This is a genomic window from Proteus sp. G2609, assembly GCF_963896135.1.
GTDB lineage: Bacteria > Pseudomonadota > Gammaproteobacteria > Enterobacterales > Enterobacteriaceae > Proteus > Proteus mirabilis.
Genome location: NZ_CAWQNB010000034.1, coordinates 1 through 10,749, shown reverse-complemented (window position 1 = coordinate 10,749; position 10,749 = coordinate 1). Strand labels below are relative to the sequence as shown.

At 40.3% G+C, this 10,749-nt stretch carries 8 protein-coding genes and 1 pseudogene; 5 read left to right on the top strand and 4 right to left on the bottom strand.

The genetic code is table 11. The annotated features are described in order from the left end of the window. From AACV01_RS10545 to AACV01_RS10535, 3 genes are all read left to right on the top strand, one after another. On the top strand, window positions 1-420 hold a 420-nt coding region (locus AACV01_RS10545; protein ID WP_161682169.1), incomplete at its 5' end, for an RNA-guided endonuclease InsQ/TnpB family protein. 743 nt (window positions 421-1,163) lie between these two features. Next, on the top strand, window positions 1,164-2,303 hold the full coding sequence (locus AACV01_RS10540) for an efflux RND transporter periplasmic adaptor subunit (RefSeq protein ID WP_004245395.1): 1,140 nt from the start codon (window positions 1,164-1,166) through the stop codon (window positions 2,301-2,303). Window positions 2,304-2,328: 25 nt separating this feature from the next. Continuing rightward, window positions 2,329-5,463, top strand: a complete 3,135-nt coding sequence (locus AACV01_RS10535; RefSeq protein ID WP_161682167.1) for an efflux RND transporter permease subunit — start codon at window positions 2,329-2,331, stop codon at window positions 5,461-5,463. Window positions 5,464-5,549: 86 nt separating this feature from the next. Here AACV01_RS10535 and AACV01_RS10530 read toward each other — a convergent pair whose 3' ends face one another. Together AACV01_RS10530 and AACV01_RS10525 are read right to left on the bottom strand one after the other, a co-directional pair. Beyond that, on the bottom strand, window positions 5,550-7,940 hold the full coding sequence (locus AACV01_RS10530; RefSeq protein ID WP_004248874.1) for a zinc/cadmium/mercury/lead-transporting ATPase: 2,391 nt from the start codon (window positions 7,938-7,940) through the stop codon (window positions 5,550-5,552). Window positions 7,941-8,110: 170 nt separating this feature from the next. Beyond that, window positions 8,111-8,737: a lysoplasmalogenase gene (locus AACV01_RS10525; RefSeq protein WP_004248875.1), complete on the bottom strand. Its 627-nt coding sequence runs from the start codon at window positions 8,735-8,737 to the stop codon at window positions 8,111-8,113. A gap of 146 nt (window positions 8,738-8,883) precedes the next feature. Here AACV01_RS10525 and AACV01_RS10520 point away from each other — a divergent pair, with 146 nt between their 5' ends. Further along, entirely contained in the window at window positions 8,884-9,288 is a 405-nt protein-coding gene (locus tag AACV01_RS10520) for a DUF2500 family protein (protein WP_017827656.1), read from the top strand. 63 nt (window positions 9,289-9,351) lie between these two features. Here AACV01_RS10520 and AACV01_RS10515 read toward each other — a convergent pair whose 3' ends face one another. Beyond that, window positions 9,352-9,645, bottom strand: coding sequence for a DUF1145 family protein (locus tag AACV01_RS10515; RefSeq protein ID WP_004248877.1), 294 nt, complete (start codon window positions 9,643-9,645; stop codon window positions 9,352-9,354). A 17-nt stretch (window positions 9,646-9,662) separates the two neighbouring features. Then, window positions 9,663-10,247 carry a 16S rRNA (guanine(966)-N(2))-methyltransferase gene (gene rsmD, locus AACV01_RS10510; RefSeq protein ID WP_004252744.1) on the bottom strand — a complete coding sequence of 195 codons (585 nt, stop codon included), beginning with the start codon at window positions 10,245-10,247 and terminating at the stop codon, window positions 9,663-9,665. A gap of 227 nt (window positions 10,248-10,474) precedes the next feature. Here rsmD and AACV01_RS10505 point away from each other — a divergent pair. Further along, window positions 10,475-10,749: pseudogene (locus AACV01_RS10505) on the top strand (signal recognition particle-docking protein FtsY); the annotation flags it as partial.

Below are 10,749 nucleotides of genomic sequence, written 5' to 3'. Positions count from 1 at the left end.
ATTGTCATTGAGGACTTAAAGGTCAGTAACATGTCTAAATCGGCAAAAGGTACGACAGAACGGTATGGACGGAACGTAAAAGCTAAATCTGGTTTAAACCGCTCAATACTGGAGCAGGGCTGGTATGAAATGCGCCGTCAGCTTGAGTACAAGCAGCTCTGGCGAGGAGGTCAGGTACTGGCAATACCACCGGCCTACACCAGTCAGAAGTGCGCTTGCTGTGGTCATACAGCAAAGGAAAACCGCCAGTCACAAAGTCAATTCGAGTGCCTTGAATGTGGATATACAGCGAATGCTGATATCAACGGGGCACGTAACATTTTAGCGGCAGGACATGCCGTGCTTGCCAGTGGAGGGTGGGTGCAGTCAGACCGCCCGTCGAAGCAGGAACCCGCCGAGGTGATTCAGACATCAGTCTGAACGCAGTAGGGATCCACGTCCTTTAGGGCGTGGAGGATGTCAACTGGTAAAAAACACGCTTATCAAGCGAGATAAAGCATGGCTTGTCTCGCTTGTGGCTCTTTCTTTCAAGGCAAAAGTAGCTCTCCTTCCCTTTTTATACCTCATATAAAATCTATTTACCTCATGAATAAATGCAATGGTTTTATGATGAATTAGTCATGTTTTTTCTAAGAGATTATTTTTCTATATTTATAGGTTTGTGTGAATTAATAGATTTATTGTATTAGTTTCGTATAAGAAACAATTAAAATAATTTTATTTATCTCTTTTGTATTATTGTGAAAATAGTATTTAAAAATGTTTGTTTATTCATCGTTTTAATGATGAAGGGATAATTATTAGTTAATTTTTTGCTCTTTTTGTTTTTCCTAAAAATGCTATTTTAGTGTTTTTTATAATAGAGTTTATTTTATTTAATTTGTTTATTTTCAATAAGATATATTTTCATTTATTTAAAATGCCACATATTGATAAATTATAATCTTGTTAAAATATCTTGAAAAGTTCATTATTCACAGCGTATTAATAAATACAAAAACCTCTAATAAATAAGGATCTCAACTGTATGTGTTATTAATTTAATATTTAGACTATTTATTTTAATAGCCATAAATAGATGACGTTCTTAATTAATTCGTTGTACCGGAAACCATTCGCATAGGGAGTACGGTATTTTTTTTATCAGCACAATTCCACTAACTATGAAAAAAACAAAACATTTATTTAAAACAAAGGGTTGTAATATTCCTTTTACTTCTGTGATGATGGTAAGTTTTGTCTTAATGGGCTGTAACGATCAATCGACTCAGCCAACCAAGCCTGCTATCCCAGAAGTGGGAGTCTATACTGTCAAAGAGGAAATTCTTCCATTAACGGTCGATTTGCCAGCAAGAACGGCATCTTATCGTGTCTCACAGGTGCGTCCACAAGTCGATGGTATTTTAGAAAAACGTCTATTTACTGAAGGTAGTGATGTTAAAAAAGATCAACCACTGTATCAAATAGATAAAAAACCTTACGAAACTCAGGTAGCTAAAGCGCAAGCGGCTTACGATAATGTGAAAAAATTAGCTGCCCGTTATAAATCTTTACGTGCCACTAATGCCATTAGTCAGCAAGAATATGACGATGTAGTATCACGCCTTGATCAAGCTAAAGCCGATTTAAATCAAGCAAAGATTAACCTTGGCTATACCCAAGTTTTATCACCTATTAGTGGCAAAATCAGTCGCTCTTTTGTTAGTGAAGGGGCATTAGTGAGTAGTGGACAAAGTCAGCCATTAGCGACCATCACACAGCTTGATCCTATCTATGTGGATATTACCCAACCTATTACTAACCAACTGAAATTAAAGTCACTGATCCAACAAGGTGTCGTCACTGATAGTGAAGATAAAATGGATGTGACGCTGTTTTTAGAAGATGGCTCTCAGTACCCTTATACCGGCACATTAAGCTTTTCCGAAGTTCAAGTTGAGCCAAGTACAGGCTCAGTGACATTACGCGCCAAATTCCCTAATCCACAGCACCAATTATTACCAGGAATGTATACCAAAGCTCGCATTATGCAAGGAACTCAAGAGAAAGCGATTGTTGTGCCACAACAAGCGATTACCTTTGATGCCCGTGGTAAATCCATCACATATATCGTTGATCAACAACAAGTATTACAAGCAAGAGATGTTGAAATATTAAAACCACAAGGTAATGGATGGATCATAAAACAGGGATTACAAGCTGGCGATAGGATCATGACAGAAGGTCATCATCGTGCAAAACCGGGCGTAAAAGTCAATGCGGTTCCTGCTAACAACATTTCATTAAAGACCACCTTAGAGTAAGTCTTCATTTAGGTAATACATTATTATGTCTCGATTTTTTATTAATCGGCCAATACTTTCGTGGGTGATGGCTATTGTTATTATGATTGCAGGAGGATTGTCGTTAATAAAACTTCCTGTGAGTCAATATCCTGAAATTGCAGCTCCAGCGATAATGATCACCGCAGTTTATCCCGGTGCATCGGCTGAAACAGTGCAAGACACGGTTGTTCAAGTTATTGAGCAAGAGCTTAGCGGATTAGATGGCTTCCGTTATTTAAGTTCAAATAGTAATACGGATGGTAGCTTTGAAGTTATCGCCACTTTTGAACAAGGTACGGATAGTGATATTGCGTTGATGCAGGTACAAAATAAACTGCAATTAGCAACACCTAAGTTACCCCTTGAAGTACAACGACAAGGGATGAGGGTAGTGAAATTCCAGATTAACTTTATGCAAGTGGTTGCCCTTGTAGATGAATCTGGAAAATTAGATGCCTTTGATTTAGGTAATTACCTTGCCTCACATATGAAAGATCCTATTTCTCGTATTGATGGTATGGGGGATATTCTGTTATTGGGATCACCACGCGCTATGCGTATTTGGCTTGATCCGGATAAACTGACCAATTATCACCTGATGCCGCAAGATATTGCCGCGGCTATCCAAGATGAGAATGTACAGGTGTCTGCCGGGCAGTTAGCGGGCTTACCGGCATTAAAAGGTGTTGAGTTAAACGCAACCATTACCAGCGCATCACGTATGGTATCAGTAGATGAATTCAACCATATTCTATTAAAAGTGAATCTTGATGGCTCACAAGTTCTGTTACAAGATGTAGCGAAAGTCGAAGTAGGGGCAGATAATTTCTCTATTTCAAGCTTATACAATGGTAAACCGTCTGCGGGTATGGCTATGCGCTTAGCGCCCGGAGCTAACCTACTTGATGTATCTAAAAAAGTAAAAGAGGTTGTGGAAGCTCAGTCGCAGTTTTTCCCTCAAGGTGTAAAAGCCCTTTTCCCTTATGACACAACGCCTTCTGTAAAATCGTCCATTAGCTCTGTGGTAAGAACGATTGTCGAAGCTTCCATCTTAGTGTTCTTGGTTATGTTCCTGTTCCTACAAAATATTCGGGCAACCTTGGTACCAACATTGGCTATACCGGTTGTTTTATTAGGAACTTTTGGTGTATTAGCCGCATTAGGTTTAACTATCAACGTATTAACGATGTATGCCATGGTGCTCGCAATCGGCTTGCTGGTGGATGATGCCATCGTTGTGGTTGAAAACGTTGAACGGATCATGCATGAACAGGCGATTTCGGTAAAAGAAGCGACCATTCTCTCGATGACACAAATTCAAGGGGCGTTAGTGGGGATTGGTCTTGTTTTATCAGCGGTCTTTGTGCCAATGGCATTTTTTGGTGGATCGGCTGGGATTATTTATCGCCAGTTTGCAGCGACTATTGTTGTCGCGATGGCATTATCAGTGCTTATCGCATTAACATTTACACCCGCATTATGTGCGTCAATATTGAAAAAACCACAACACAAGGAGAAGAAACGTCGTGGATTCTTCTGGCTGTTCAACCGTTTCTTTGATAGAGGAACTAACTATTACGAGAAGGGGGTACGCAATATCTTGTACCGTCGAGGCCGTTATATGTTTATTTTCCTCATTATTACCGTTGGAACAGGGTGGTTATTTACGCAATTACCTAAAGCTTTCTTACCAAATGAAGACCAAGGGGTTGTGATGATTGAAGTCCGTATGCCAGCAAATAGTACCGCTGAGCGTATGGAACAAACCATGGCAGAATTTAGGGATTATTTACTGACCGAAGAAAAACATCTGGTTAAAACAGTATTTACTGTTAATGGCTTTAACTTTGCAGGTCGTGGTCAAAATGCGGGTATGGCATTTGTTAACTTGGCTGATTGGTCAGAGCGTAAAGGAAAAGGAGAAGATGTTTTCTCATTAGTGGCACGAGCACAGCAACACTTTAACTCTATCCGTGATGGTATGGTTATTGCGTTCCCACCACCTGCTATTATGGAGATGGGGAATGCGATGGGATTTGATTTCTACTTACAAGATAATGCGGGTTTAGGCCATACTGAATTGGTTAAAGCTCGTGATAAATTCCTCGAATTAGCAGCACAAAGTCCAGTATTAACTAATGTTCGCCCGAACGGTAAAAACGATGAACCTCAATTACGTGTTGTGATTGATAAAGAGCGTGCAAGAGCATTACAACTGCGTTTATCTGATATTAACGATACATTATCTGCCGCATGGGGCTCGATGTATGTAAATGATTTTATTGATGAAGGTCGTGTTAAACGTGTTTATCTACAAGGGGAAGCCTCAGCGCGTATGTTGCCAACCGATCTGGATAAATGGCATGTTCGTAATCAGCGCGGTGAAATGATCCCATTCAATGCCTTTGCAACAACACAATGGTATATGGGGCCACCGAAATTAGAGCGTTTTAATGGGCTATCAGCGATTGAGATCTTAGGTGAACCAGCGCCAGGTTACAGTACGGGTGACGCGATGCTGGCAATTGCAGATATTATGAAACAATTGCCATCTGAAATCAGCCTAAGCTACAGCGGTCTGTCTTATGAAGAAATTCAAACACAAGACCAAGCACCTGCATTATATGTGATGACAATTCTGTTTGTTTTCTTAAGCTTAGCGGCACTTTATGAAAGTTGGTCAGTACCTTTCTCTGTCGCTTTAGTGGTGCCATTTGGTATTTTAGGGGCTGTTATCGCGACACTGTTACGAGGTTTATCCTCAGATGTCTATTTCCAAATAGGTTTGATGACCACCATTGGCCTATCAGCGAAAAATGCCATCTTAATTGTTGAGTTTGCTAAACATCTTTATGAGAAGGATGGTAAACCATTAATCGATGCGGCAGCAGAAGCGGCAAGAATGAGACTACGCCCTATCATTATGACCTCACTCGCCTTTACTTTTGGGGTATTACCTATGGCACTTGCTGCAGGCGCAGGGCAAGGTAGTCAGCACTCTGTTGCAACTGGGGTAATTGGCGGTATGCTCGCATCCACTTTCTTGGCTATTTTCTTTGTACCACTGTTCTATGTCTTTGTGGTTAAACTATTTTCACGAAAAAAAGCACATGTGAGTATTGAGGAAATAGATAAGTAATAGAATTATCTCGCAGTGAGATTTAAGCGTTAAAATAACCCAAACCATAGCAATGACTGTGGTTTGGGTTTTATTTTTAGGTTAGTTTAATCTTGGTGAGGAGATTTTAGTTTAACTTTTAATAGTCTTACGGCATTGGCGGTCACTAAAGCTGTTGCTCCTGAGTCAGCCAATACGGCAACCCAAAGTCCAGTAATACCGAATAAACTGGTAACTAAGAATATCGCTTTTAAACCCAATGCTATGGTAATGTTTTCACGGATAATTTTACGTGTTGCACGAGATAGCTGAATAATTTCGGGTAAGCCAGTTAAACGGTTATGGGTTAATGCTGCGTCGGCAGTTTCTAAAGCGACATCTGTACCACTTCCCATCGCAACACCAATGGTAGCCGCTTTCATTGCGGGTGCATCATTAATACCATCACCCACCATCATTGTGTTATGTGTTTGACTGATTTCCATCACTGAGGTGACTTTATCTTCAGGGAGCAATCCTGCACGGAAATCCATACCCAGTTTTTGTGCAATCGCAGCCGCTGCTCTTGGGTTATCACCGGTTAACATCACGGCATTGATATTCATCGATTTCAACACTTTCATTGATTCGATAGCATCGTTGCGCAATGTATCTTGCATCGCAATCACACCAATGAACTGATCTTCTTTTAATACCACCACAACGGTTTTGCCTTCATCTTCAAGACGAGCGACTTGTTGTTGCCATTGTGCAGATAATGGTGTGGTTTCTGATAATTGTGTTGGGGCACTGACCAGAATATGCTGATTATTTAAATAACCTTCAATCCCTTTACCCGCTAAAGCCTTGCGATTATCGGCTTCCACAACATCAATTTGTTGCTCTTGTGCTTTATTAATAATGGCTTTTGCAAGAGGGTGATGAGAGCCAACTTCTACAGAAGAAGCCAACATCAGTAGCTCTTTCTCATTAAAGCCTACATTAGCTATGACATCAGTGACTTGAGGTTTACCCTCTGTTAATGTGCCTGTTTTATCTAGAGCAACGGTATTAACTGTGCCCAGTTGTTCAAGTGCTGCACCACCTTTAATTAAGGCACCTCGTTTTGTTGCTGCTGCCAGTGCTGATGTAATGGCGGCTGGTGTTGAAATAACCAGAGCACAAGGACAACCAATTAATAACAGTGTTAAACCGCGGTAGAACCAGGTTTCCCAAGGTTGAGCGAATAACAAAGGTGGAATAATGATCACTAATGCGGAAAACAGCATAATCAGTGGTGTGTAATAGCGACTGAAACGGTCAACAAAACGTTCAATGGGCGCTTTACGCTCTTCCGCTTCTTCGATCAGTTGTAAAATACGGTCGATGGCATTTTGTCCCTGTTCAGAGACCACTTTCATTTGCACCGAGCGATCAACAGATAAACAGCCAGCAGCAACTTTTTCACCCTGTAAACGTTCGACCGGCACAGATTCACCCGTTAATGCGCTTTCATCAAAACTTGCAAAAGCAGTAATTAATTCGGCATCTGTGGGTAAGCGCGCACCTGGTGCAATTTCAATAATATCGCCGGGGCGCAATTGAGCGACAGGGACTGTCTGTTTTTTACCCTCTTTGATTACCACCGCTTCTTCTGGTACAAGAGCCATTAATGCGCTGACTCCGCGGCGTGCACGACCCGCAGCGTAAGACTCAAGCATTTCGCCAATCATAAACAGCAAAATTACCATTGCCGCTTCTTCGGTGGCATTAATAAACAGTGCCCCAATAGCCGCAACACTCATCAAGGTTTCAATCGCGAATGGGGTACCACTACGAATGAGTCGTAGCGATTTTTTTACAATAGGGAATAGCCCGATTAATGTCGTTGCAATAAAGGCAGCGCGACCTGCTTGTGGATCAATAAACTCGGCACCCCAACTTATCGCCATTAAAATCGCTAAGATAATGACGAATGAGCTCTCTTTTAAGAGGCTTTGTTTTGCAGGAGGCTGAGATCCCGCTGATGAGATATCAAATAGTTCAAAACCGGCACTTTTAACGGCACTAATCACATCAGTACGTAAATCGGTATCGGCATCGACAACCAGTTTTTCAGTGGCAAACAAGATCTTCGCTTGTTTAACGCCGACCACTTTCAGTACTGCTGTCTCTATCTTTTGCGCGCAGCTTGGGCAATCCATTCCTTGCACTTTCCAACTAAAACGTTGCTGTGCAATTTTTTCAGGCTCTACATTAGAGACAGGGGCGTTGCTGTCACAACAGCCATGGGCATGATCATGACCATCATGAGCGTGATGATTATGCTCATGTTGATGGCCATGATGATGTTCTTCTTCACATTCGGGATCACTCTTATCGATTTTGCTATGAGTGTGTCCACTTTCAGTATGTGAGTGCATACTACTATTATCTGCCTGATTAGAGCAACATTGAGAGCTTGAACAGCAAGCATCGGTATGTTTATGGTTATCGTGTTGATGAGCGTGTTTAGACATACGCCTCTCCTCGTTCAACAAAGTACAGTTTTATCAATTACCGATACTTTACAGCTTGGAGTAGAGTCCAGAGTCAAGATAAACAGAGCGTATTGATTGTCAAAAAGTGCGGATTTGTTAAATCAATTAATCCCTTGTTTCTATTGATAAAGAAACAAGGGATCAAGGTTTTAGAGAAAAAGGGCTCTAACAATAAAGAAGTGACCAATAAAGTAACAGGCACTTACCAGTCCTTTAGAGGCTGAAAAAGAGAAGCGGAAACGGTTGATAAGCCAAATAGAGTAAGCAATTACTAACAAGAGTGAGCCTATCATGATAGAAAAGTTGTAGTCGTTGCTCAGGTAGAAGAATTTCTCTCCTGCAACCCAAAACATCGCAAAAGCCGCTAATAAAGTCAGTAATACAGGAATGGCAAATTTATCCAGTTTAGTCCAGATGATGGCTAACACGATAATTGCGGCAACGATAACAAAACCAAGCAAAGGAAGATAAAAAGAGATTTGTAATGGTAAGGCAAAACTAATTAGGTAGAGAATATAACTTAGGAATAACAAGGCTAAAGAAGGTAGTAAATACTTACCTTCAAACATTTTTAATACATCAGAAAGTAATGTTGCTAATAAAGCGCCGACAATAAGATAACTATTAATGCTATGCTCAGGGACTTGCCATGCCCAAAGGAGTAATAGTAGTAGTGTAATAGGACGGAATAGCCATCGTTGCCAATTAGGGCCACGATACGCGGCATCGATATAAAGCCACCCAGAAAATAAGACAGCGAGAAAAGGCCAACTCATAATATCTTCCTTATTCTTATATAGAGAACTCTTTTATTATTCATAACAGAAAGCATAATTTAAGAATAGCGATTAATGAAGAAACTGGCGTATTAATTAAAATTAACTACAGATAAGCACAATGTGAATTTATAACGATAATAGGAATGAGTGTAATGAATAAAGCGGGAATGTTAGGTATCGCGGTGCTGATTATCATTATCGCTAGCGCAACATATCGTTTTTTTGAGCAAAGAAAACAGCGTATCAGTGATGATAATTCACCCGTTAAATTATATATGGTAGAAGTTGTTGATAAGCAACAAATACCGAAAAACGATCGACGTTCAAGAGAAAATGATGTTAATGGGCCAGAAACAACCTATTACTATCAAGTGACTTTTCGTTTAACAACGGACTCTCAGCAAGATATTATCTTACGTGTGGATAAAACCACTTTCTCAAATGTAGCGCTGGAGATGAAAGGGCGATTATTTATGCAAGGTAGTCGTTTCGTGCAGTTTGAAACCGATGCACCAGATAATGAGAGTGGTAAAACATCAACTAAATAAGCATCAGAGCATAAGAAACTGGGGAGTTAGCGTGTTATCCCCAGTGACTTGAATAGACGATGATTATTGGTTTTTATTTTTTTGTTTTTCTAGATACTCTTTGCGCAACTCTTTTTGTATTCTCAATAGCTCAAAAATACCAAAAAAGAAGATCTTAAATTGGAGTAAGCCAGAAGGTTTTTTATCTTCGGGTTGGCCTGCTTTATACATGGCAATTTGTAAGCCGTGCATAATCACCATAAAGATTAATGCGATATCCATAAAGTACTTTAAAGGTTTAGGGAATGGGGAAATAAGATTTAAACAAAGAAATCCCCACACACCGATCATTAAAAATCGACCTAAAAAGATTAACATAGCAGCTCCATAACAAATTAAGCAGATAAATTGCGAATATAAAGACGATAGGCGACTTGGCCTGCGATTTTTTCTCTATGTAATCGCCAATTTTCTGGTAAAGAATAAACCTGTGCGTTTACTTCTTCTTCAATATAAATATAACAACCTTCGGCTAACCATTGGTTATTTTCTAATAATTGCAGGGTGTTTGCCAACATACCTTGATGAAAAGGAGGATCTAAAAACACCACATCATATGCAGTACCTTGTTTAGCTAAATAATTTAACGCACTATCTTGAATAACATGCCCATTATCAGCGCCAAGCAGCGCTAAATTAGCAGTAATTTGTTGCGCGACTTTACGGTCGAACTCAATGAATGTCGTTTCTTTTGCATAGCGAGAGAGTGCTTCAATACCTAGCCCACCACTGCCGGCAAAGCAATCTAAGCAACGAGCGTCCTGAATAACGGGCATAAGCCAATTAAACAGTGTTTCTTTGACTCTATCGGTGGTGGGACGTAATCCTTGGCTATCAAGCACAGGAAGTTTCCGACCACGCCATTTACCTCCGATTATTCTGATTTGTCCCATCGGCGTTTTTTGTGGTTTCTTAGCCATATTTTTCTGATATATATCGTTTAAGCGTGAATTTTGGCGTGTTTTAATGTTTCAAGGAACAAGTTTGTTGATAACTTGATAACTTACCTTGATTTAAGCGCGAATAATTTACCATAAAATTCGTATAAAAGATGCGTTTATCCTCGATCAAATGATAGACTTCATTATTATTTTTAATATCGTCAATGTTATCGCGCCATGATTTAGTGCGAGGAGTTTAGTAGCTAATGGCAAAAGAAAAAAAAGGTTTTTTCTCGTGGCTCGGATTTGGCCGTAATAAAGAAGAAAATACTGCACAAGAGAAAGAACAACAACGTTTAGAGGCCGAACGTGCAGAGCAGGCACGTTTAGCCGAAGAAGAAGCTCAACGTCAAGCGCAACTTGAAGCTGAACAAGCACGCCAAGAAGCGCAAAGAGCAGAAGCTGAAAAATTAGCTGCTGAACGTGCACAGCAGGCACGTTTAGCCGAAGAAGAAGCTCAACGTCAAGCGCAACTTGAAGC

Bases quoted from the DNA above. Each gene is read 5' to 3' on its own strand.
- AACV01_RS10540 (WP_004245395.1), top strand. From the start codon at position 1,164: ATGAAAAAAACAAAACATTTATTTAAAACAAAGGGTTGTAATATTCCT.
- AACV01_RS10535 (WP_161682167.1), top strand. From the start codon at position 2,329: ATGTCTCGATTTTTTATTAATCGGCCAATACTTTCGTGGGTGATGGCT.
- AACV01_RS10530 (WP_004248874.1), bottom strand. From the start codon at position 7,940: ATGTCTAAACACGCTCATCAACACGATAACCATAAACATACCGATGCT.
- AACV01_RS10525 (WP_004248875.1), bottom strand. From the start codon at position 8,737: ATGAGTTGGCCTTTTCTCGCTGTCTTATTTTCTGGGTGGCTTTATATC.
- AACV01_RS10520 (WP_017827656.1), top strand. From the start codon at position 8,884: ATGAGTGTAATGAATAAAGCGGGAATGTTAGGTATCGCGGTGCTGATT.
- AACV01_RS10515 (WP_004248877.1), bottom strand. From the start codon at position 9,645: ATGTTAATCTTTTTAGGTCGATTTTTAATGATCGGTGTGTGGGGATTT.
- rsmD (WP_004252744.1), bottom strand. From the start codon at position 10,247: ATGGCTAAGAAACCACAAAAAACGCCGATGGGACAAATCAGAATAATC.